22 protein-coding genes, 1 tRNA gene and 1 pseudogene are annotated in these 21,011 nt (G+C 65.5%); 17 read left to right on the top strand and 7 right to left on the bottom strand.

The genetic code is table 11. The features are described from left to right. Nucleotides 1-205: 205 nt before the first annotated feature. Both A7U43_RS30655 and crp read left to right on the top strand, forming a co-directional pair. Nucleotides 206-303 (top strand): annotated as a pseudogene (locus A7U43_RS30655) (hypothetical protein); the annotation flags it as partial. Nucleotides 304-591: 288 nt separating this feature from the next. Next, nucleotides 592-1,266, top strand: a complete 675-nt coding sequence (gene crp, locus A7U43_RS05975; protein ID WP_019510750.1) for a cAMP-activated global transcriptional regulator CRP — start codon at nucleotides 592-594, stop codon at nucleotides 1,264-1,266. A gap of 70 nt (nucleotides 1,267-1,336) precedes the next feature. Here crp and A7U43_RS05970 read toward each other — a convergent pair whose 3' ends face one another. The 3 genes from A7U43_RS05970 to A7U43_RS05960 are packed head-to-tail and all read right to left on the bottom strand — an operon-like array spanning nucleotide 1,337 to nucleotide 2,780. After that, on the bottom strand, nucleotides 1,337-2,110 hold the full coding sequence (locus A7U43_RS05970) for an MBL fold metallo-hydrolase (protein ID WP_067992255.1): 774 nt from the start codon (nucleotides 2,108-2,110) through the stop codon (nucleotides 1,337-1,339). 56 nt (nucleotides 2,111-2,166) lie between these two features. Then, nucleotides 2,167-2,622, bottom strand: coding sequence for a RidA family protein (locus A7U43_RS05965; RefSeq protein WP_067992252.1), 456 nt, complete (start codon nucleotides 2,620-2,622; stop codon nucleotides 2,167-2,169). Continuing rightward, nucleotides 2,619-2,780, bottom strand: coding sequence for a DUF4177 domain-containing protein (locus A7U43_RS05960; RefSeq protein WP_105362063.1), 162 nt, complete (start codon nucleotides 2,778-2,780; stop codon nucleotides 2,619-2,621). The genes A7U43_RS05965 and A7U43_RS05960 overlap by 4 nt, the downstream gene beginning before the upstream one ends. 48 nt (nucleotides 2,781-2,828) lie before the next feature. Between A7U43_RS05960 and bagA the strand changes: the two genes are divergently transcribed. Continuing rightward, the gene (gene bagA / locus A7U43_RS05955; RefSeq protein ID WP_067992245.1) at nucleotides 2,829-3,857 is read left to right on the top strand and encodes an ATPase BagA; all 1,029 of its coding nucleotides are present in this window, start codon (nucleotides 2,829-2,831) and stop codon (nucleotides 3,855-3,857) included. A gap of 3 nt (nucleotides 3,858-3,860) precedes the next feature. Then, nucleotides 3,861-4,985, top strand: a complete 1,125-nt coding sequence (bagB, locus tag A7U43_RS05950) for an ATPase BagB (RefSeq protein ID WP_067992242.1) — start codon at nucleotides 3,861-3,863, stop codon at nucleotides 4,983-4,985. Here bagB and A7U43_RS05945 read toward each other — a convergent pair whose 3' ends face one another. Beyond that, complete coding sequence (locus A7U43_RS05945; protein WP_067992239.1) at nucleotides 4,986-5,321, bottom strand: WhiB family transcriptional regulator; 336 nt, start codon at nucleotides 5,319-5,321, stop codon at nucleotides 4,986-4,988. Nucleotides 5,322-5,567: 246 nt separating this feature from the next. Here A7U43_RS05945 and ponA2 point away from each other — a divergent pair, with 246 nt between their 5' ends. The 4 genes from ponA2 to A7U43_RS05925 all read left to right on the top strand — a co-directional run bounded on the left by ponA2 (nucleotide 5,568) and on the right by A7U43_RS05925 (nucleotide 10,376). Further along, a complete protein-coding gene (gene ponA2, locus A7U43_RS05940; RefSeq protein WP_067992236.1) occupies nucleotides 5,568-8,012 on the top strand; it encodes a transglycosylase/D,D-transpeptidase PonA2 in 2,445 nt (814 codons plus the stop codon). Between the two features lie 20 nt (nucleotides 8,013-8,032). Continuing rightward, nucleotides 8,033-8,980 (top strand): metallophosphoesterase, encoded by a 948-nt coding sequence (locus A7U43_RS05935; protein WP_067992232.1) that lies wholly within the window; start codon nucleotides 8,033-8,035, stop codon nucleotides 8,978-8,980. After that, a complete protein-coding gene (gene cds1, locus A7U43_RS05930; RefSeq protein ID WP_067992229.1) occupies nucleotides 8,977-10,077 on the top strand; it encodes an L-cysteine desulfhydrase Cds1 in 1,101 nt (366 codons plus the stop codon). Before A7U43_RS05935 ends, cds1 begins: the two co-directional genes overlap by 4 nt. A gap of 225 nt (nucleotides 10,078-10,302) precedes the next feature. Then, nucleotides 10,303-10,376, top strand: a tRNA-Pro gene (locus A7U43_RS05925). A 52-nt stretch (nucleotides 10,377-10,428) separates the two neighbouring features. On the opposite strand, the gene A7U43_RS05920 is transcribed toward A7U43_RS05925, so the two are convergent. Further along, on the bottom strand, nucleotides 10,429-11,598 hold the full coding sequence (locus A7U43_RS05920) for a tyrosine-type recombinase/integrase (RefSeq protein ID WP_067992226.1): 1,170 nt from the start codon (nucleotides 11,596-11,598) through the stop codon (nucleotides 10,429-10,431). Nucleotides 11,599-11,766: 168 nt separating this feature from the next. On the opposite strand from A7U43_RS05920, the gene A7U43_RS29095 reads away from it, so the two are divergent. The 6 genes from A7U43_RS29095 to A7U43_RS05895 all read left to right on the top strand — a co-directional run bounded on the left by A7U43_RS29095 (nucleotide 11,767) and on the right by A7U43_RS05895 (nucleotide 16,900). Further along, nucleotides 11,767-11,964, top strand: a complete 198-nt coding sequence (locus A7U43_RS29095) for a helix-turn-helix transcriptional regulator (protein ID WP_062657835.1) — start codon at nucleotides 11,767-11,769, stop codon at nucleotides 11,962-11,964. Between the two features lie 133 nt (nucleotides 11,965-12,097). Further along, nucleotides 12,098-13,681, top strand: a complete 1,584-nt coding sequence (locus A7U43_RS05915) for an ATP-binding protein (protein WP_067992223.1) — start codon at nucleotides 12,098-12,100, stop codon at nucleotides 13,679-13,681. Nucleotides 13,682-13,759: 78 nt separating this feature from the next. After that, complete coding sequence (locus tag A7U43_RS05910) at nucleotides 13,760-14,218, top strand: transposase (RefSeq protein ID WP_131822210.1); 459 nt, start codon at nucleotides 13,760-13,762, stop codon at nucleotides 14,216-14,218. 218 nt (nucleotides 14,219-14,436) lie between these two features. Beyond that, nucleotides 14,437-15,273 (top strand): TIGR04255 family protein, encoded by an 837-nt coding sequence (locus A7U43_RS05905; protein WP_070953156.1) that lies wholly within the window; start codon nucleotides 14,437-14,439, stop codon nucleotides 15,271-15,273. Between the two features lie 122 nt (nucleotides 15,274-15,395). Further along, nucleotides 15,396-16,022, top strand: a complete 627-nt coding sequence (locus A7U43_RS05900; protein WP_133052440.1) for a helix-turn-helix domain-containing protein — start codon at nucleotides 15,396-15,398, stop codon at nucleotides 16,020-16,022. Nucleotides 16,023-16,273: 251 nt separating this feature from the next. Continuing rightward, a complete protein-coding gene (locus A7U43_RS05895) occupies nucleotides 16,274-16,900 on the top strand; it encodes a hypothetical protein (RefSeq protein WP_083000307.1) in 627 nt (208 codons plus the stop codon). A gap of 306 nt (nucleotides 16,901-17,206) precedes the next feature. Here A7U43_RS05895 and A7U43_RS05890 read toward each other — a convergent pair whose 3' ends face one another. Both A7U43_RS05890 and A7U43_RS05885 read right to left on the bottom strand, forming a co-directional pair. Next, nucleotides 17,207-18,004, bottom strand: a complete 798-nt coding sequence (locus A7U43_RS05890; protein WP_067992214.1) for a coiled-coil domain-containing protein — start codon at nucleotides 18,002-18,004, stop codon at nucleotides 17,207-17,209. A 485-nt stretch (nucleotides 18,005-18,489) separates the two neighbouring features. Beyond that, nucleotides 18,490-19,176: a TetR/AcrR family transcriptional regulator gene (locus tag A7U43_RS05885; protein WP_067992211.1), complete on the bottom strand. Its 687-nt coding sequence runs from the start codon at nucleotides 19,174-19,176 to the stop codon at nucleotides 18,490-18,492. Between the two features lie 155 nt (nucleotides 19,177-19,331). On the opposite strand from A7U43_RS05885, the gene A7U43_RS05880 reads away from it, so the two are divergent. The 3 genes from A7U43_RS05880 to A7U43_RS05870 all read left to right on the top strand — a co-directional run bounded on the left by A7U43_RS05880 (nucleotide 19,332) and on the right by A7U43_RS05870 (nucleotide 20,998). Beyond that, nucleotides 19,332-19,790, top strand: coding sequence for a PaaI family thioesterase (locus tag A7U43_RS05880; RefSeq protein WP_218620378.1), 459 nt, complete (start codon nucleotides 19,332-19,334; stop codon nucleotides 19,788-19,790). Further along, a complete protein-coding gene (locus A7U43_RS05875) occupies nucleotides 19,787-20,458 on the top strand; it encodes a TetR/AcrR family transcriptional regulator (RefSeq protein ID WP_067992207.1) in 672 nt (223 codons plus the stop codon). The genes A7U43_RS05880 and A7U43_RS05875 overlap by 4 nt, the downstream gene beginning before the upstream one ends. Before the next feature lie 75 nt (nucleotides 20,459-20,533). Next, nucleotides 20,534-20,998, top strand: a complete 465-nt coding sequence (locus A7U43_RS05870) for a DUF6188 family protein (RefSeq protein WP_062655118.1) — start codon at nucleotides 20,534-20,536, stop codon at nucleotides 20,996-20,998. The last annotated feature ends 13 nt before the right edge of the window (nucleotides 20,999-21,011 follow it).

Below are 21,011 nucleotides of genomic sequence, written 5' to 3'. Positions count from 1 at the left end.
CCGCCGGGCCCGCCGGACCAGACCGAGAGGGGTCTCACGGTCCCATGCCGCGGCCGACTTGCGGCGGACGGTGCTCACACTCACCCGAATCAGCGTACTGACTTGCGGACATGGTGAGCGAAGGGCCGGGATGTCGGGCGGGAGAGAACGACGGCCGGCACTGCGCCGACCGGTGACAAACCGTGATCCTGTTGAGACCTTCGCCGTGTTTACTCTCCTGTGTGTCGTGGTTGCTGGTCGCCTTCATCCCAGGGTTGCTGATGTTGGCGACCTTCGGGCTCGGGCGCCTGGAAGCCAGCCTGGATACCGACGACCGCGCCACCCTGGACGGAAACGTCGGTACCGATTTGCTGGAGCGCACCCGTCCGGCGGCCCGCGAGCCGCAGGCGTTCACCGGTCTGCCCACCCGGCTGGCGACGCCGAGCGGGGCCAATCCGCAGTTTCCCGCGACTCGCCAGCCCAATCGTGTGTAGCGTTGGCTCGTCGTTGACCGCGCAACCTCTAGACTGATTTCGCTGACAAGCTGGGCGGTCGGCCAACCGTGTGTTTGATTGCGCATGACATATCACCCGAAGAGCTAAGAGGGGCAACGTGGACGAGATCCTGGCCAGGGCCGGAATCTTCCAAGGGGTAGAACCCACTGCGGTCGCTGCACTGACCAAACAGCTGCAGCCTGTCGACTTTCCGCGCGGACACACGGTGTTCGCCGAAGGCGAGCCCGGTGACCGGCTCTACATCATCACGTCCGGCAAGGTGAAGATCGGCCGGCGTTCCCCTGACGGCCGGGAGAACCTGCTCACCATCATGGGCCCGTCGGACATGTTCGGTGAACTCTCGATCTTCGACCCCGGTCCGCGGACCTCCAGCGCCACCACCATCACCGAAGTGCGTGCCGTCTCGATGGACCGCGAGGCGCTGCGCGCGTGGATCGCCGACCGCCCCGAGATCGCCGAGCAGCTGCTACGCGTGCTGGCCCGCCGCCTGCGGCGCACCAACAACAACCTGGCCGACCTCATCTTCACCGATGTGCCCGGCCGCGTCGCCAAGCAGCTGCTGCAGCTGGCCCAGCGTTTCGGCACCCAGGAGGGTGGCGCACTGCGCGTCACCCACGACCTGACCCAGGAAGAGATCGCCCAGCTCGTCGGCGCCTCCCGCGAGACGGTGAACAAGGCGCTCGCCGATTTCGCCCACCGCGGCTGGATCCGGCTGGAGGGCAAGAGCGTGCTGATCAGCGACAGCGAGCGGCTGGCCCGCCGCGCTCGCTAGGGTTCCCGCCGAAATTGCATTCCAGAGGTAAAAGTCAGAGTACGGGCCTTCTGGAATGCTGTTTCGGCCCTCAGCCGCGTAGGTAGTCGAGCTGGGCCTGGGTCGACTTCTCGGCGGCGGGCCACAGCTTCTCGTCGACATCGGTATAGACGTGCGCGACGACCTGCTTTGCGGTGGCGTCCTCGCCGAGCAGCCGCAGGGCTCCGCGGACCTGTTCGAGGCGTTCCTCGCGGTGCGCCAGGTAGCCGGCGGTGATCTGCGCCAGGTCGGCGAGATCGGGCCCATGCCCGGGCAGCACGGTGCGCCGGCCCAGTCCCTGCAGGCGGCGCAGCGATTCCAGGTAGGCCGCCAGGCTGCCGTCCTCGTCGTCGATGACGGTGGTGCCGCGGCCCAGCACGGTATCGGCGGTCAGGACCGCGTCGTCGACCAGGAATGACAACGAGTCCGCGGTGTGTCCCGGGGTGGCCATCACCGTGATGCGCAGGCCGGCGGCGTCGATCACCTCACCGTCGGTCAGCGGACCGCCCATCCCCCGCAGGAAGCCACTGCCGACCGAACGGACCACCGCACCGGTGCGCTCGACCAGCATGTCGATACCGTCGGTGTGGTCACCGTGCTTGTGACTGACCAACACCAGCGCGATCTTCCCCAGCGCCGCAATCCGCTCGATGTGTGCGACGTCGTCGGGCCCGGGATCGACGATCACCATCTCGTCGCTGCGCGGACCGCGCAGCACCCAGGTGTTGGTGCCGTCCAGCGTCATGACGCCCGGGTTGTCGCACAGCAGGACCGAGGCCGATTCAGTCACCGGTCGCAGCACGCCGTACGCGGGGTGGGTCGTCACGCGACCTCCATCTCATGCTCGGCCGCTTACGCGACCTCCATCTCATGCTCGGCCGCTTACGCGACCTCGACGATCACTTCCACTTCCACCGGTGCATTGCGCGGCAGCTCGGACACCCCGACCGCGGATCGCGCGTGCGCTCCCGCGTCACCGAAGATCTCCCCGAGCAGCTCGGAGGCACCGTTGATGACGCCGGGCTGTCCGTCGAAGCCGGGCGCCGAGGCCACGAAGCCGACCACCTTGACCACCTTGACCACCGAATCGATCCCCACCAGCGCGTGCACCGCGGCCAACGCGTTCAACCCGCATTGGCGGGCCAGGTCCCTGGCCTGCTCGGCGGTCACCTCGGCGCCGACCTTGCCGGTGGCCAGCAGTTCACCATCGGCGATCGGCAGCTGCCCGGCGGTGTAGACCAGGTTGCCGGTGCGCACCGCGGGGACGTAGGCCGCCAACGGCGCGACGACGGCGGGCAGTTCGATACCCAGCTCGGCGAGCTTCGACGCGACGGTCACTTCGGCCGCTTCAGATAGGCGACGTGCTGCTCGCCGGTGGGACCGGGCAGCACCGACACCAGTTCCCAGCCGTCGACGCCCCAGGTATCGAGGATCTGCTTGGTCGCATGCGTCAGCAACGGAACTGTGGCGTATTCCCAACGGGTTAACTCGCTCATGTGGGCGAGCTTATCCGGCCACGCGTCACGCATGGATAGCATGCAGGCGTGGAACACGAATCCGACGACCGCAAACCGGTCGGCTGGCCGTCGCGGCTGACCAAGGCGCGGCTGCACTTCGTCACCGGCAAGGGTGGCACCGGCAAGTCGACGATCGCGGCGGCGCTGGCATTGGCACTGGCCGCCGGCGGCCGCAAGGTGCTGCTGGTGGAGGTCGAAGGGCGCCAAGGCATCGCGCAACTGTTCGACGTACCGCCGCTTCCCTACCAGGAAGTGAAGATCGCGACCGCCGACGGCGGCGGGCAGGTCAATGCGCTCGCCATCGACACCGAGGCGGCGTTCCTGGAGTACCTGGACATGTTCTACAACCTGGGTATCGCCGGCCGGGCCATGCGCCGCATCGGCGCCGTCGAGTTCGCCACCACGATCGCACCGGGGCTGCGCGATGTGCTGCTCACCGGCAAGATCAAGGAAATCGTGGTCCGCGCGGACAAATCGGCCAAACCCGGCCAGACCACCTATGACGCCATCGTCGTCGATTCACCCCCGACGGGGCGCATCTCGCGCTTCCTCGATGTCACCAAGGCCGTGTCCGAGTTGGCCAAGGGCGGACCGGTGCACTCGCAGGCCGAGGGCGTGGTCAAGATCCTGCATTCGGACCTGACCGCCATCCACCTGGTGACCCTGCTGGAGGCCCTGCCCGTGCAGGAGACCATCGAGGCGATCAGCGAGCTGCGCGAACTCGACCTGCCGATCGGCAGCGTGATCGTCAACCGCAATATTCCCCGATATCTGTCCGCCGAGGACCTGAGCAAGGCCGCCGAAGGCGACATCGACGCCGACGCCGTGCGCGCCGGGCTGAGTGCTGCGGGTATCACGTTGTCGGACAACGATTTCGCGGGTCTGCTCACCGAGTCCATCCAGCACGCCACCCGGATCGCCGCGCGCACCGAGAGCGCCGAACTGCTCGAAGACCTCGACGTGGCCCGGCTGCAACTGCCCGCCATCGCCGACGGTGTCGACCTGGGAAGTCTGTACGAACTCGCCGAAGCACTTGCCGCCCAAGGAGTGAGGTAACCCGTGAGCACTACTCCGACGACCCTGGACCTGGGCGCCATCCTGGCCGACACCACCAACCGGGTCGTGGTGTGTTGCGGCGCCGGCGGCGTGGGCAAGACCACCACCGCCGCCGCGATGGCGCTGCGGGCCGCCGAACGCGGCCGCACCGTGGTGGTTCTGACCATCGACCCGGCCAAGCGGTTGGCCCAGGCGCTGGGCATCGAAAGTCTGGGCAACACCCCGCAGCGGGTTCCGCTGGCACCCGAGGCCACCGGCGAGCTGCACGCCATGATGCTCGACATGCGCCGCACCTTCGACGAAATGGTGCTGCAGTACTCGTCGGATTCCGAACGCGCAGAAGCGATTCTAGACAACCAGTTCTATCAGACGGTGGCGACCTCGCTGGCCGGCACGCAGGAGTACATGGCCATGGAGAAGCTCGGCCAGCTGCTGGCCGAGGACAAGTGGGACCTGATCGTGGTGGACACCCCACCCTCGCGCAACGCGCTGGATTTCCTCGACGCGCCGAAGCGGCTGGGCAGCTTCATGGACAGTCGGCTGTGGCGACTGCTGCTGGCACCCGGTCGGGGCATCGGCAAGCTGGTGACCGGTGCGGTCGGGTTGGCGATGAAGGCGCTCTCCACGGTGCTCGGATCCCAGATGTTGGCTGACGCAGCAGGTTTCGTACAGGCGCTGGACGCCACCTTCGACGGGTTCCGGCAGAAGGCGGACCGCACCTACGAGTTGCTCAAGCGTCGGGGCACCCAGTTCGTGGTGGTGTCGGCGGCCGAACCGGATGCACTGCGCGAGGCCTCGTTCTTCGTCGACCGGCTCTCGCAGGAGAAGATGCCGCTGGCCGGCCTGATCCTCAACCGCACCCACCCGACGTTGTGCAATCTGCCGGGCGAGCACGCCGCCGAGGCGGCCGATCAGCTCGACGCCACGCAGGGGCCGGGCGGACTGACGGCGGCGGTGCTGCGGGTGCACGCAGCGCGGGCGGCCACCGCCAAGCGGGAGGTTCGACTGCTGTCCCGGTTCACCGGGGCCAATCCGCATGTGGCGATCGTCGGGGTGCCGTCACTTCCATTCGACGTATCTGATCTGGAAGCGCTGCGCGCCATCGGCGATCAGCTCACGGGTGTCTGACTAGACGGCGCTGCGGTGCTTGCGCTGGGCGGCGAAGAAGTCCGCCCAGGACACCACCTCGGGATGCTGCTTGAGCAACGCGCGACGCTGACGTTCGGTCATCCCGCCCCAGACACCGAACTCGACCTTGTTGTCCAGGGCGTCGGCGCCGCATTCGGCGATCACGGGGCAATGCCGGCAGATGACTGCCGCCTTGCGCTGAGCGGCGCCGCGCACGAAGAGCTCATCGGGGTCGGCCTGCCGGCAGCGCGCCTGGGAAACCCACGCGATTCTGGCTTCGGCCTCGGCTCCGGGGGCGGCGGCGTGGAGTTGGGGGTTCACGCCAGTCCTGTGCATGGCGGATGATGTAACTGACACCAGCGTTCCCTTCGTCCGGACCACATAACACGTCGATGTAATCTGCGCCACATTGCGTCCAGAGTGTTACCTGAATCGCATTGTGTGTCCAAGCTAGGTGGTCAGTGGCCTTTTACGCAACAGTCAGATCACGCTTTTTTGGGACGACCGTGCCGTCAGAGCGCCGAAATCGACATTCGCCCGGCTCCCGGGCCCCGATTGGACCCGCTGGCTACTCTGTAACTCATGCCTGAGCAGCCCTCGCCACGTCCCCCGGTGGCGGTGACGGTCATCAAACTGATGTGGTGCTGCCTGCTGGCCGCGGTCATCGCCGCCGGTTTGATGTTCCCGGTCGTCGGCGGCATCGGCCTGATGTCCAACCGGGCCTCCGATGTGGTGGCCAACGGGTCGGCCCAGCTCGTCGAGGGCGACATCCCCGCGGTGTCCACGATGACCGACGCGCGCGGCAACCCGATCGCCTGGCTGTACACCCAGCGGCGCTTCGAGGTGCCGACCGAACAGATCGCCAACACCATGAAGCTGGCGATCGTCTCCATCGAGGACAAGCGGTTCGCCGAGCACAACGGCGTGGACTGGCAGGGCACCCTGACCGGTCTGTCCGGCTACCTGTCCGGGAACCTGGACACCCGCGGCGGTTCCACCATCGAGCAGCAGTACGTGAAGAACTACCAGTTGTTGGTGGTCGCGCAGACCGATGCGGAGAAGCGCGCGGCCATCGAGACCACCCCGGCGCGCAAGCTGCGTGAGATCCGGATGGCGCTGACGCTGGACAAGACATTGACCAAGCCGGAGATCCTGACCCGGTACCTCAACCTGGTCTCGTTCGGCAACGGCGCCTTCGGGGTCCAGGACGCTGCGCAGACCTACTTCGGCATCAACGCCTCCGAGCTGAACTGGCAGCAGGCCGCGCTGCTGGCCGGCATGGTCCAGTCCACCAGCGTGCTGAATCCCTACACCAACCCCGAGGGTGCGCTGGCCCGCCGGAACGTCGTGCTGGACACCATGATCGAGAACGTTCCGCAAGAAGCCGAGGCACTGCGGGCGGCCAAACAGGAACCACTCGGCGTGCTGCCGACCCCGAATGAGTTGCCCCGCGGCTGCATCGCGGCCGGTGATCGCGCGTTCTTCTGCGATTACGCACTGGACTACCTGGCCCGCGCCGGGATCAGCAAGGAACAGATCGCCAAGGGCGGCTATCTGATCAAGACCACGCTGGACCCGGACGTGCAGGCGAACATCAAATCGGCCGTGAACCAGTACGCGCCAGCGGATATCGAGGGTGTGGCCAGCGTGATGAGCGTGGTCCGGCCGGGCAAGGACGCCCACCCGGTGGTGGCGATGGCCAGTAACCGCACCTACGGCCTGAACACCGAGGCCGGCGAGACCATGCAGCCGCAGCCGTTCTCGCTGGCCGGAAACGGTGCGGGTTCGGTCTTCAAGATCTTCACCGTGGCCGCCGCCATGGAGATGGGGATGGGGATCAACACCCAACTTCCGGTGCCGCCCGCGTTCCAGGCCAAGGGACTGGGCAGCAGTAACTCGCCGGGTTGCCCGCCGGCCACCTGGTGTGTGCGCAACGCCGGCAACTACCAGGGCTCGATGAACGTCACCGATGCGCTGGCCACCTCGCCGAACACCGCCTTCGCGAAGCTGATCTCGCAGGTGGGTGTGCAGAAAGCCGTCGACATGTCGGTGCGCCTGGGACTGCGGTCCTACGCGCTGCCCGGCACCGCCCGCGACTACGACCCGGACAGCAACGAGAGTCTGGCCGACTTCGTGAAGCGGCAGAACATCGGCTCGTTCACCCTGGGCCCGATCGAGGTCAACGGCCTCGAGCTGTCCAACGTCGCCGCCACGATCGCCTCGGGCGGCACCTGGTGCCCACCGAACCCGATCTCTCAGGTGTTCGACCGCAACGGCACCGAGGTCGCGGTGACCACTGAGACCTGCGAGCAGGTCGTGCCCGAGGGCCTGGCCAACACCCTGGCCAATGCGCTGAGCAAGGACGACACCGGCGCGGGCACCGCGGCCGGGGCGGCCGGCTCGGTGGGCTGGAGCCTGCCGATGTCCGGTAAGACGGGCACCACCGAGTCGAACCGGTCCTCGGCCTTCCTCGGTTTCACCAGTGAGTTCGCCGCGGCCAACTACATCTATGACGACTCCACCAACCCGAGCGAACTCTGCTCGTTCCCGCTGCGCCAGTGCGGTTCGGGAAACCTGTTCGGCGGTAACGAGCCGGCCAGGACCTGGTTCGCGGCGATGAAACCGATCACCCCGGACACCGTCGTGCTGCCGCCGACCGATCCCCGCTACGTCGAGGGCGGCCCGGGGTCCCGGGTGCCCAGTGTCGCCGGCATGGGCCTCGATCTGGCCCGCCAGCGCCTGCGGGAGGCCGGATTCCAGGTCGCCGACGATCCGCAACCGGTCAACAGCACCTCCCCCGCCGGCTATGTGGTGGGCACCTCGCCGTCCGGGCAGACCATCCCGGGGTCGATCATCACCATCCAGACCAGTAACGGCATCGCGCCGCCCCCGCCGCCACCGCCGGTGGGGATCCCCGGGCTGCCGCCGCCGATCGGCGAGACGGTCATCCAGATTCCGGGTCTGCCGCCGATCACGGTGCCGGTGCTCGGCCCGCCGCCACCGCCGCCACCCCCGCCGGCACCGTGACCACGCAGTAAGCTGCTGACATGTCGCACCTGAAGAACACTGCCGCGATCGCCGCAGGCACGCTCGCCGCAGGGATCGGCTATGCGTCGTTGATCGAGCGCAACGCGTTCGCGCTTCGGGAAGTGACGATGCCGGTGCTGACACCGGGCTCGACCCCGCTGCGGGTGCTGCATCTTTCGGACCTGCACATGCTGCCGCGGCAGCGGCGCAAACAGGCCTGGCTGCGGGAACTGGCGACGTTGGCACCCGATTTCGTGGTCAACACCGGGGACAACCTGTCGCACCAGAAGGCGGTGCCCGCCGTCGTGCAGGCGCTCGGTGACCTGCTGTCGGTGCCCGGGGTGTTCGTGTTCGGCAGTAACGACTATTTCGCGCCGAAGCCGAAGAATCCGACGAACTACCTGTTCAACAAGAAGCGCCGGATCCACGGTGATCCGCTGCCCTGGCAGGACCTGCGGGCCGCGTTCACCGAGCGCGGCTGGCTGGACATGACGCACACCCGCCGCGAATTCGACGTCGCCGGGCTGCGGATCGCCGCCGCCGGGGTCGACGATCCGCACCTGAAGCGGGACCGCTACGAGACCATCGCCGGCGCACCCAGCCCGACCGCGAACCTGTCGCTGGGCGTCACGCACTCGCCCGAACCATGGGTGCTGGACCGCTTCGCCGCGGACGGCTATCAGCTGGTGATGGCCGGGCATACGCACGGCGGCCAGCTGTGCCTGCCGTTCTACGGGGCCGTCGCGACCAACTGCGAACTGGACCGCACGCGCGCCAAGGGCCCGTCGCAGTGGGGCGCGGACATGAAGCTGCACGTGTCGGCGGGTATAGGGACGTCCCCGTACGCCCCGGTGCGGTTCTGCTGCCGGCCGGAAGCGACCCTGCTGACCTTGGTGGCCACCCCCACCAAGGGATCGGTGCTGGGTCGCCGCGCCGGACAGGCCCATCCGACCGTATCGGCACGGTGAGCGCCGGCGGCGATATCGCCTGTGGCGGGCCACGGGACTGGGTGGACAATGCCGTCCGGCTGATCGAGGCCGACGCGCGGCGCAGCGCCGACACCCATCTGTTGCGGTATCCGCTGCCGTCATGGGCCGACGAGTTCGACGTACAGCTCTACCTCAAGGACGAGACGACGCACATCACCGGCAGCCTCAAGCACCGGCTGGCGCGCTCCCTGTTCCTCTATGCACTGTGCAACGGGTGGATCGGCGAAGGCACCACCGTCATCGAGGCGTCGTCGGGTTCCACCGCGGTGTCCGAGGCGTATTTCGCTGCGCTGCTGGGCCTGCCATTCATTGCCGTGATGCCCTCCTCGACCAGCCCGGCCAAGATCGCCCTCATCGAATCACAGGGCGGGCGTTGCCATTTCGTCACAGAGTCGGCACAGGTCTATGCCGAGGCCGAGCGGTTGGCTGAGCAGACCGGTGGGCATTACCTGGATCAGTTCACCCATGCCGAGCGGGCCACCGACTGGCGGGGCAACAACAACATTGCCGAGTCCATCTTCGACCAGATGTACCAGGAGGCGCACCCGGTGCCGGACTGGATCGTGGTCGGCGCCGGCACCGGCGGCACCAGCGCCACCATCGGCCGCTATCTGCGCTACCGCCGACACCGCACCCGGTTGTGCGTGGTGGACCCGGAGAACTCGGCCTTCTTTCCGTCCTACGCGCACCACGACCCGCATGTCCAAACCGGGGCGTCCTCCCGCATCGAGGGGATCGGGCGACCGCGGGTCGAGCCGTCGTTTCTGCCCGGGGTGGTGGACCGGATGATGATCGTCCCCGACTCCGCCTCGGTGGCCGCGGCCCAGCACGTCGGTGCCGTCCTGAACCGCCGTGTCGGTCCGTCCACGGGCACCAACATCTGGGGCGCGTTCAAGCTGTTGGCCGAGATGGTCGCCCAGCGGCGCGGCGGGTCGGTGGTGACCCTGCTGGCCGACAGCGGCGACCGCTACGCCGACACCTACTTCGACAGCGAGTGGCTGGCCAGCCACGGGTTGAACCCGTCCGAGTCGGCCTCGGTGCTGGCCCAATTCGAATCCTCGGGTCGCTGGGTCTGATCCTCGCGCCGGCCGCTGAGGTACAGCCACAGCGCGGCCAGAGCGAAGAATCCGATGTAGATCGCGGCTCCCAACCCGGTCATATCTGCCTCGCTTCATGTCATGGACCGCCCCCGACGGCGTCCTTGCCTCCTACAACACCACGGGGGTCCGACATGCTTCCCGCGAGGCGGTGGCCGTTTGGCTTTCCGATGCCCCGGTGCGATACGCTGTCGTGGCTTCACACGGGGTGTGGCGCAGCTTGGTAGCGTGCTTCGTTCGGGACGAAGAGGTCGTGGGTTCGAATCCCGCCACCCCGACTGGTGTGTTCGCAGGTAGAGGCCCTGACCGGGAATTCTGGTCGGGGCCTTCTTACTTCCCAGTCCGCAGCTGGTCCGCAGTGGATTCCAAAGACCGCATCCGCGCCGCATCTAGTGCAACCGAAACCTGCTCCAGGTCGTCCGGGAACAAGTCTGCATAGGTGTCCAGGGTCAGGACTGCGGACGCGTGCCCGAGCATCGTCTGGACGGCCTTGACGTTGGCCCCCGCGCTGATCGACAGCGACGCCGCCGTGTGGCGAAGGTCGTGCGGTGTCACGGTGGGGTACGCCGGGTCTGCTGCCTGGAGACGTTGGACGGCCACGTTGAAGACCCGCGGCCGCCACGTCGACACTCGCAGCAGTGCTCCTCCTGGCGATGTGAACACCAAGTCCTCACGCCGCTTACCCATCATGAGCACGGCCAGCGGCTCGGCCAGGAACGCCGGGAACGGCACCGAGCGACGTTCGTGGGATTTCGGCGACGACCACACCACACGTCCCTTCACCTCGGCGACCGCCTCACGGATATTCACCCTGCGACGCAGCATGTCGAATGACTCCACCCGCAGCGCTGCCATCTCGCCCCAGCGCAACCCGGTGTAGGCCAGAAATCGAACAACGATGGCGTACTCGCCGACCTCGCGGGCCAGAAGTTCCACCTGCCGGTGCGTCAGGTAGCCCCGTGCTCGGTGCTGTCGTCGCGGCGACTTCACTCCCATACACGGATTGCGGGGGATCCGTCGATCGTCGACGGCCATCTCCAGAATCTGTCTCAGGACGCTAAGCGCATTCTCGATGGTGGCCGGTTTGGCTCCACCCGCCGCCAATTGCTGCACCCACGCCCTGATATCCGACGATTGCACGTCGGCTACTGCGACCGCGGCCCACCGGCCTTCGACGTAGCCCGACCATGCGAACGCGCGTGTCGCAACCGTCGTCTCCTTCAAATGGCCCTGGGTACCAAGCCACTTGGCGTGCAATTCACGGACGGTAATGCGCCCGGCTTTTGGCGCGACATAGGTTCCTATCGTCTGCGCGGCTGTGATCTCGTTGAGAAAGGCCTGAGCGTCCACCTTGCGGTCGAACGAACGGGTGTTCTCACCGCCTTGATCATCGACATACCGGGCCAACCATCGGCGCCCTTTGCCATTGCGCGCGGCAGGGGTCCCGTCCGATCGACGCCACCTGTCCTCGACGCCGGCGCGGCGGTTTCGTCGCTGCATGTGAGCCACCTCCGTTGGGTGCCAGATTCCCACCGACCACCGACAGCCGACGAAATCGTTCGACTGGAGCCAATTTATAGGCGAAGTTGAGGGTACTGGTGGACAAATGCAGGGCGCCACCACCACCGTTGGATTCGTTGACAGAACCCACTATTGAGGAGCAGCTACATGGATCTACTGAGTGCCAAACAGGTTTCAGACATCATCGGCATTCCCGTTGGAACTCTCCGCTACTGGCGCCACTGCGACATCGGACCGGCCAGTTTCACCTTGGGCCGCCGAGTCGTCTACCGGCGCGACGAAGTGCTGCGATGGATCTCGGAGCAAGAAAGCGCAACCCGGCGCGGAGGCGGAGACGCCGCGTGAACCGCACCCACGAAAAAGACCCCGGGGCCTAGCCGAGGTCTTTGTTCGAACCACCTGATCATCCGACACGGAAGTTCCACATGAGAATAGCTCGTCAACGCAGCCTGCATAAGCACCGTATGCAGGAAATCCTATGAGCGACAACACCGAGACGGACAAGAAGTCGGTAGCCGCACGCTTGGTCAGCATGGCACAGGAACGCTACCTGCTCGGGCTCTCAGAAGAGGGCGAGCCGTTCGGCGCTGACCGCGACCGCCCGCACTTGGTGATGCTGCTCCGCGCCGGCAAGGCCGGTCTACGCGCCGACCTCGCCGCACGGTACTTCGCCGAAACCGGCGCGGTCGCCGGCGGCCAGGCGCTGACTGACGCCACCCTGATCCTCGAAGGTTTGGCTGCCACGAAGCCGCCCGAACGCCTCAACCTCCGCGTCGCTGACGATGACGGCACCATTTACATCGACACCGGACGGCCCGATGTCCAGACGATTCGTATCCGACAGGGCCGGTGGACGCTCACCGAACGGGCACCTGTGCGCTTTCTGCGTACCAAGTTGACCGGGGCGATGCCGCTGCCGGCTCAGGGCGGGAATGTCGAGAAGCTCTGGGATTTCGTCAACGTCGACTTTGAAGACCGACCGGTCCTCCTTGCTGCCCTCGTTGCCGCTCTTGTCCAGACGGACGTCCCCCACCCGATCTTGGCGCTGTTCGCCGAGCAGGGCAGCGCCAAGAGCACAACCACGCGCATGCTGGTCGATCTCATCGACCCGTCACCGGTCCCCCTGCGGCAGGCACCGCGTGACGCCGACTCGTGGGTCACTGCAGCCTCCGGTTCGTGGGTCGTTGCCTTGGACAACCTGTCGACTATCTCGCCGTGGTTGTCGGATTCTCTGTGCCGCGCCGCCACCGGCGACGGCAACGTCAAACGGGCGTTGTACACAGACTCCGATCTCGCAGTCATCAAATTTCGGCGGTGCGTCATCATCAACGGCATCGACGTCGGAGCAGTGCGGCCCGACCTCGCGGAGCGACTGGCGACTGTCGACCTGCGACGCATTGATCGCCACATGCGACAACCGGAAGCCACGATGCGACAACAGTGGCGCACGGCTCTACCAGGGATTTTGGGCGGGCTTCTCGATCTGGCCGCCGTCGTCCATCAACGGCTGGAAACCATTTCGGTCGACGTGTCGCCACGGATGGCGGACTTCAGTCGCACGCTGGCGGCCGTTGACGAGATTCTGTCGACCCATGGCTTCCGGCGTTACCTGTCACGCGCCAATCAACTCTCCGAAGACAGCCTGTCCGCCGACCCGTTCATCGAACAGCTACGGCTGCACATCCGGGAACCGCTCGTCGCAAAGTCCGGAGGCGACCTGCTGGCGACAGTCACGCCAACCGGCGACACCTGGCGCAGGCCGAAGGAGTGGCCCCGGAACGGGCGGGATGTCACGGCCGTCCTACGACGGCACGCACCCGCGCTACGGAGTCTGGGTTGGGCGATCGAAGACGATGGCGCTCGAAATCATCGGAATGTCCTGTTGTGGACCGTCTACCCGCCCTACAAAGATGTGTCGGCCAAACAACACTCGCAATCCTCGCGTCCCTCGCGCATTTCGGCTCCGCGGGAGCAGTCGTCCTCTGTTCAAGAGCTGCCCGCGCACCGCCAGACTGTCCCGAAGGGTCATTCAGCCGACGATCTAGACGTCGAGGCGTCGTGACCGCGCTTGTCGGGCTAGCGGCGTCGGCACCATCGGGCAGAATCTGGACCAGGTCCCTCAACGGGAGGAGTGGTCTTCGTGAGCACGCAATTCGACGCGATCGTCCAGGCGGTCATCCACGACTGGCCTGACTACGGGTGGTCAGGCCAGTTGGAGGCGGCCATCAAGCAGCTGTATCTGTCAGATCTTTCTTATCCAGCAACATGGTCCAGCGAACGCCGCGAGGAGTTCGCAGAGCGCCACGCCGGCGACGATGCGCTTCTTCTCACCACCTCGTTGGACGATCTCATCGATACCGTCACAGATCGCTATGCGCGCGATCACGGAGTTCTCCCCCATCGTGACGATGCGACCCTGCTTCTCGAAGCGGCGCGACGAGACGCAATCGACGAACTGGAGCTCCGCTTCGTGGCTGACCTACCTGCCGAGATCGCCGCGTTGACAGCCCACGGTGTTGGAAGGGCAAATGGCTCTCTGACGGCGTGCGGGCCGGCCCAACGGCGGCAGAGCAGCACACTGCGCCTAAGCCGTCCTTAGGTAGGTTCCGTTTTGCGGCGGCACCATCCGCTTCGAAATGGCCTTTCGCACTCCCGTGTCGACAGACGAGATGCGATCGAGCGGCGCATAGATCCCTTGAAGCCGCGTTCGCTATTTCCGGACCGGGGGCCGCTGCCTCTCCTGCTCCTCATCTCTGACGATAGCGCCTACACTTGTCGGTAGGTGCATCTAAGGTGCATCTCTATGGACAGGACAGTATGACCATCGATCCACACACACTTCGCCCAGCTGAGGACGTTCCATTGGGGGGGCTGCCCTCGGCCGATCCGACCCTGCTCGGAAACGCTCCCCTCGAAGTCGCAGTGATCGAGATCCGGTATACCGCCCGTACCGACGAGATCACACCGGAGGTCGCCGCTGCTTTCCGGGACGACCTTGTGGAGAACACGGGGGTGGACTTCCCGAGCATTCAACCCACCGTCCAACAGCAGATGAGGATCGACTTCGGGGCCAACGGCGTTTCCCAGGTGGCAGCGGAGTCCAGTGGGTGGCAAATTGCTTCCGCGGACGGAGCACACGTCACGCTCATGCCCGACATCCTGATCATGCAGGTCAACCGCTACGAGCGGTGGCGTACCAGCATGAAGGCTCCGCTAACCGTTCTGGTCGAATCTCTCGGACGGTTAGTCAAGCCATCGTTGGTGCACCGCATCGGTCTGCGGTACGTCGACCGCTTCCATGACAGTGGGTTCAACTCTGCAGAGGCTTGGCGTGGCCGGATCGACGACACCCTTCTGGGCCCTGTGCTTAACCCAGTGTTCGGCGGCAGTGTTCGAGGTGCTCAACAGCAGGTGGAGATCCGGCTTGATGATCATCACGGCGCGTTGCTGCGGCATGGACCAGTTCGCGATGATTCGGGCAAGTGCGTGCAGTATCTACTCGATACGGACGTGTTCCGCCACTCCTCATTCACGTTCGACGTGCGAGAGGTCGTCATCTCAGCGGAGCGGCTGAACCGCACTTCGTTGTCACTTTTTCAGGCGTCGGTTACCGATACCTACCTGAAAGAGCTTCGAGAAGGGAGCGCGAAATGACGATCATGGAGCAGCAGCCGACCGGCTCCCGCGTGCTCCGGTCACCTTCCTGGGCCCGAGCACAAAAGGGCCTGTACCCGGCCCCTTGCGAGGACGGACTCTGGTCCAGCACGTTCGTGGAGATGAGTTCATCGCCGGGGTTGCGGGATGTCGTCGCGCATTTCTCTGGAGCCCTCGACCCGTGCGGATGGGATCAGGTTCGCGTCGAAGTTTTCAAGAGTCTCGACGGGCAGATGAACCTTCCGGGCTCGGCGCTGTGGTTGACGATGCCGTATACATTCATCGATACGGTGCTGTCCGACGAGCAACAGGTCGACGAGACGGTCGATGTTCTTGATGCCTTCGAACGAATCCGAGCCGAACTGGGCCTAACGCAGAAGGAGATGTTCAAGGCCACCGGCATCAACAAGCGCACGTTCCACTCGTGGGCGGCAAAGCCCCCCGCCAGCCGGCCCCGTGTAGCCAGCTTGGGTGGACTGTGGGAGTTGGCGGACGCCGTCGACGACCTCCGCAGCACACTGGACCAGCCGATGAACAGGTGGCTGCGTGCCGACAAGAAGCGAGCCTCCGCACTACTCGACGGCCGGTTCGACGACCTCGTTGACCTGGCTGTGGATCGGACGCCGTTCCCTCGGCGAGAGATCGGCACTTCGGTATACGAGGGGATCGCCGAACACGTCGAGACACCGATCATTCGAACCGGTGGTCCGGTGGTGACCGAGAACGTCGAGGACGGATTCGCCCGGTGACTATTGATCGACTCCTGCCGGAGCGATGGCCCCCGCACACGCTTCTCGCTCTGGAGCGGTGGCGGCAAGGGCATCTTCTCCCGATGGATCGCGGCGCATGGATCGTCCCAGCGTGGGTAGACGACCCTGTAACCGGAGAACCCGCTGCCGATGGAGCGTTGGGTGAGGTGCGTGCTCGGTCAGCACCATTGAGTGACAGCGGGTATGCCGCGGTGGTGTCACAGACCTGCGACATTGCGGGCGGTCCCGGGATGCGGCATCCGCTGGTGCAGGCATGCCCGGTACGCGACATCTCAGTCTTTTCGACGGAGAAGGTCCAGCAGATCAAAGACCATCAGCTCTCCGACTACGTCTGGCTAAGTGAGCCTCCGGTTCCTGGAGCGGTTTGGGCCGTGGACCTGCGCGCGATCGTTCCGGTCAGCAAGGGTTTGCTCGCTGCGCAGGAACCGGTCGTGGGGTTCGCCTCGATTGAGGACGAGCTCATTCTCGGACAGCGCCTTGCCAGCAAACTTGGCCGGCCTGCTGTGCACGATGCGCTTGCCGGTCCGGTATTCGAAGCTCTGCGCAAACTCATTTCGAAGGCGAAGAAGTCGCAGGACTGGTGCGATGACGTCGAACAGCTTCGTTTGGAGATCGTCGAGGGGACCACACTGTATCCGAAGCGTGTGCGACTACTCGTGCTGACAGACGTCCGCTTCGGACCGTCGGAGAAGAAACCGCTTCGCGACGAATGGAAGTCCCATCGGAAGTCATTGAACGCCGCCGGGATTACTTGGGAACCAATCCATTTCCTCACGGTCGACAAATGCCCCGTGCGACTCTATCGCGCGTCGGTACCCATCGAAGCGCCGACTCTCGAGCGCGGACGGTTTGCATAGACCCACTCGGGGTGTCCGCCTCACCAATCGCACAGCTGATTTCGGAGGGTGGCCCCACGTACCTATCGAAGCACGCCGCGGTCCGCTCCCGGCCGGATCGCGGAGTCAGAAGGCAGGTTACGAGCGACTGCGCTCACTGGCGACGGATCCGCCCTAGGGCGCTCGGCAACGCCGATGCCGATGTTGCGCAGGACGCACATCGATTGCCTGGCGGGTTATCTGCCACGTGACCCAGGTTACGCAGCGCGCATCACGCGGGCACAACGGGCGTTGACGACCAGATGATCGATACGGTTGCTGAGCCGTTCAGGCGCGATACGGATAAACAGCTTTGGCGAGATCACGCGCCGCCGTCAGAGTCGCTCGGTCGAGGTCCTTGTGCCGTGCCCGTTCCGTGAGCCTCGCTAGCAGCGTGCACAGCGCCCGCTCGTCCCGGGAGGCAATGTCTGCGGCGTCGAGCGCGCTGACAGGGACAGGAGCCGGTGAATCTTCAGGCGTCAGGGCGAGGTCGGTCGCGGAACCGGCCCTCGGCACCTCGACGACGCGGATCGGCGTTCCGTGGCGCTCGGCAGCCATGCGTGCAGCAGATGAGTCGCGCCGACACGTGTCCGAGCAGTAGAGCCGGCAGCGTCCGCGACGTGGCCTGTCTTCAGGATCCATCATCAACACATCGCATCGCACGCACCGCGGCCACTCCGTGTCCACACGAGCGTCGCGCCATGCATCAGCGCGCGCAGCCGGTTGCTTCTTAACGGCTTTCGCCGCCTTGCTGCGCAGCAGCGCGCGTATCTCTCTGACATCAACACCGACCAGCTCGGCGATAGCCGCCAACGTCGCGCCACGTTCCCGCATGTCCTTGATCGATGCACAGGCTTCCGCGTAATAGCGGCTGCGCCTGCGCTGCGCCTCCGCCTCCGCTTGCTGGCGAGACTGCGCGACGCGACGGGCCTGCCATTCGTCCACATCCTGCAGGCGTCCGATCAACGCCCGAACGGCGGTCGCGTCATCGGCGTTGGCACGGTCCTGCTGCGCTCGCACTTCGTTCGCTCGGCGTTGCGCCTCGACGGCGCGACGACGCGCCTCCAGTTTCGACACAGCAGTCATGTCGACAACCTACGAAGCAACACGAGGTTTCGTCCACGACCGCAGCCACATTCGTCTCAGTTCCGCGCGTCGCTCAGCGTCACTTCCGATGGCGCGCCCCGGCCGCTGTCGTCACTGCCGAGTAACCCGCCCCGCTTGCCACCAAGCCATCCCTGCCAGCCAGTTCCTCCAATTCCGACACACCTCTTGCACTCTGGGGCCAGCACGATCACTTTTCGTCGGACGATAAACACGCATCGATCCGCAATGCCATTGACGAAAGTGCTACGGGGTCTCAACGCGAGCAACCGCACTGCGAACGCTGAGGCGGTTCACGTCGCCTGGCCCGACATAGTCGTCGTGGGCATGCCTGCGATCTGCGTGCACGGCCCCTAGCGAGTGACGGCGAACATTTCGCCGGTGCCATCGCCGACGTGACTGGAGTGCAGAGGAAAGTTCGAAGACCAGCCAGACTGGGCGCAGTGAAACTCGTTGCCGCTAGAGGGCTATGCGAGCGGTCGCCCTGCATGCAGACTGGCGGCCTTCACGCGCTTGGTCTCGCCATCGTCGCTCTTGCAGTGGGCGGCGAGAAAGCCATCGACGAGGTTCTCGCAGTCGTCGTGAGTGATGCCGCGAATCCCGGTCATCCGGGCAAACGCCAGTGGGCCGACCAGTTGGCACAGCGCCAGTTCTCGGTCGAAGTTCTCCAACTCGGCTTGCGCCGTCGGGCTAGAGAGTATGGCGTCGAACGGTTGCCGGTACTGGTCGACGACTCGGGCCCGCAACGCGCCGGATGTGTGTCGATCATCGGCTTCGTTCGTCGGGCCGGTGGGACCAAGGGACAGCCATGCCAGCGTCGTGACATGCAGTGGCGCGTCGTTGAAAAGAGCGGCTTGGCGGCTTAGCAATTCGATCAACTGGTCACGCAGAGGGCCGCTGGTCGGTACCGGAGTCGCCACCTGGGGAAGCAAGCGTTCGAACGTGGCTGCGAGCAGGTGCGACGAACTTTGGAAATGGCGGTAAAGCGTGGTTCTGGCCACTTTGGACGCTTTGGTGACGGCATCGATCGTGACGGCTTCCACGCCGCCAGTGCTCAGAAGGGTCGCGGCTGCATCCAGCAGTCGATTTCGAGACCGGATTCGCCGCGGGTCCACGTCATCGTCAGGGACCGGCGCTGGCTGACTGTCGCTCACTCATTCACCTCGGCGGTCGATTTCACGCGATGCTGTCCTGGCAGTCTAGCAGTGTGGTACTAACGGTATCGAAGCGAAACCGATAGTATTGGAGCGTGATTGTGCCGGAAAGCGCGTCGCTGCCGAAGCGGTTACCTTCGCACACGACAACGTGCATGGGTTGCGGCCCCGACAATCCCCACGGACTGCAGTTGGTGGTGCACCGCCGCGGCGACGCGGTGTACTCCGACGTGATTTTCGACGAGCGCCACATCGGGGCTCCTGGGCTGGCCCATGGCGGAGCAGTTGCGGCGGCGTGCGATGACGTCTTGGGATTCACATTGTGGATCGCCGGCACACCAGCGGTGACTCGCAGCCTGACAGTGGAGTATCTGCGGCCGGTACCTCTGCATCAACCCCACAGGATCACCGCCCACATCCGGTGCCGCGAAGGACGGGCTCTGCACGTCATGGCGACGGGCACTGATTCCGATGGGGCCAACCGCTTCACCGCCACTGCGGTATTTGTCGCGGTCAGCCAGGATCACTTCGCTGCGCACGGCGACGTCAGTGCTTTTGGCGGCCTTCTCGAACAGTTCTCACGTCACGGCGGCCTCGACGACGGGCGACCATGACGCTCCCCCTTTCTCGCAGCCATGGCAAAACCCGACCGCTGGAGGCAAAATCAGCCGGCGGCCGGACGCGGACCGCTGTAGCGCCCGCCTCGCATTCATCCACCCAGCGCCGGGAAGCGATTCTGGACGCGGCCCTGCTCGTGGCCACGTCAGGTGGCTATGAGGCGGTTCAGATGCGGTCGGTCGCCGAGCGGGCCGGTATCGCCGTCGGCACGCTCTACCGCCACTTCCCGGCGAAGACCAACTTGTTGGTGGCGGCGCTATCGCGCGAGTTTCGCCGACTCGACTCGGCTGACGACTGGGCTAGCGGTGACGGCACGCCATTGGAACGGCTCGAACGTCTCACCACACACCTACATGACCGCTGGCAGCGCGATCCCTGGCTGACATCAGCCATGACACGAGCGTTCGCCGTTGCAGACACCCGGGCAGCCGCAGAACTAGACTGCGCCGCCGCCGAAATTCAGACCCTGCTGGCCCGCACGCTCAGGGGCGGCGAACCGACTCCAGCCGATTTACACATCGCCGCGATCATCTCCGACGTGTGGCTGGCCAACCTCGTGGCCTTTTGTGGCCACCGAGCGTCGGCCGCCGATACTCGCGAACGCATCGACCTGGCCACTCGGCGCGTGGTGACCAGCCGCGCACGACCCGCGGAAACCGCATAACGATACTAGTAGTATCGCAGCGCTACCTGAAGTACCCTTAGGGCGAGGCTCGATGACGCGGCGAAGGAGAGTGCCATGTATACCCAATGGATCGAAAATTGTGTCGTGCAACGCGTCTCCGTGCGCGACGGCCTGGTCCTGGACCTGGACGACTACAACGAGATTGTCATCTCGTGCCCCTTGCTGCTGACACTGCCTGCGGTCGACCCGTATCCCGCAGAAGCGGTACGCATCGATCCACTCAAGATCGCGACTGACGAACGCCCGTTGTTGAACCTCGCCGGCGCGGTGTGCACTCAGGCCTGGTCCGGCGACGATGGAGGGCTACACCTGAGGTTCTCGCGTGGACACAGCATCGACGTCGACCCCGATTCCGAGGAAACGGCATGGGAGTTGTACGGCAAGCGCCACGGCTACATGGCATGCCTACCCCGGGGGCGGGTACGCGTGGTCCGCCACGACCTCCCCGACAGCGACGACGCCAACATCCTCAACAACGCCGCACAACCGTCGGCGGGGTCGGCGCGACAGACGCACTAAATGCGACCGCGGA

This window comes from Mycobacterium adipatum, assembly GCF_001644575.1.
GTDB lineage: Bacteria > Actinomycetota > Actinomycetes > Mycobacteriales > Mycobacteriaceae > Mycobacterium > Mycobacterium adipatum.
The sequence above is the reverse complement of the archived record's forward strand: the minus strand, read 5'-3'. Positions and strand labels throughout refer to the sequence as shown.

Excerpts from the sequence above, each read along its gene's own strand:
- A7U43_RS05935 (WP_067992232.1), top strand. The coding sequence starts at position 8,033 with ATGTCGCACCTGAAGAACACTGCCGCGATCGCCGCAGGCACGCTCGCC.
- A7U43_RS05900 (WP_133052440.1), top strand. The coding sequence starts at position 15,396 with ATGAGTTCATCGCCGGGGTTGCGGGATGTCGTCGCGCATTTCTCTGGA.
- A7U43_RS05875 (WP_067992207.1), top strand. The coding sequence starts at position 19,787 with ATGACGCTCCCCCTTTCTCGCAGCCATGGCAAAACCCGACCGCTGGAG.
- A7U43_RS05880 (WP_218620378.1), top strand. The coding sequence starts at position 19,332 with ATGGGTTGCGGCCCCGACAATCCCCACGGACTGCAGTTGGTGGTGCAC.
- A7U43_RS05945 (WP_067992239.1), bottom strand. The coding sequence starts at position 5,321 with ATGCACAGGACTGGCGTGAACCCCCAACTCCACGCCGCCGCCCCCGGA.
- A7U43_RS05890 (WP_067992214.1), bottom strand. The coding sequence starts at position 18,004 with ATGACTGCTGTGTCGAAACTGGAGGCGCGTCGTCGCGCCGTCGAGGCG.
- A7U43_RS05895 (WP_083000307.1), top strand. The coding sequence starts at position 16,274 with ATGCGGCATCCGCTGGTGCAGGCATGCCCGGTACGCGACATCTCAGTC.
- A7U43_RS05905 (WP_070953156.1), top strand. The coding sequence starts at position 14,437 with ATGACCATCGATCCACACACACTTCGCCCAGCTGAGGACGTTCCATTG.
- A7U43_RS05960 (WP_105362063.1), bottom strand. The coding sequence starts at position 2,780 with ATGAGCGAGTTAACCCGTTGGGAATACGCCACAGTTCCGTTGCTGACG.
- ponA2 (WP_067992236.1), top strand. The coding sequence starts at position 5,568 with ATGCCTGAGCAGCCCTCGCCACGTCCCCCGGTGGCGGTGACGGTCATC.
- A7U43_RS05920 (WP_067992226.1), bottom strand. The coding sequence starts at position 11,598 with ATGCAGCGACGAAACCGCCGCGCCGGCGTCGAGGACAGGTGGCGTCGA.
- A7U43_RS05870 (WP_062655118.1), top strand. The coding sequence starts at position 20,534 with ATGTATACCCAATGGATCGAAAATTGTGTCGTGCAACGCGTCTCCGTG.
- A7U43_RS29095 (WP_062657835.1), top strand. The coding sequence starts at position 11,767 with ATGGATCTACTGAGTGCCAAACAGGTTTCAGACATCATCGGCATTCCC.
- A7U43_RS05915 (WP_067992223.1), top strand. The coding sequence starts at position 12,098 with ATGAGCGACAACACCGAGACGGACAAGAAGTCGGTAGCCGCACGCTTG.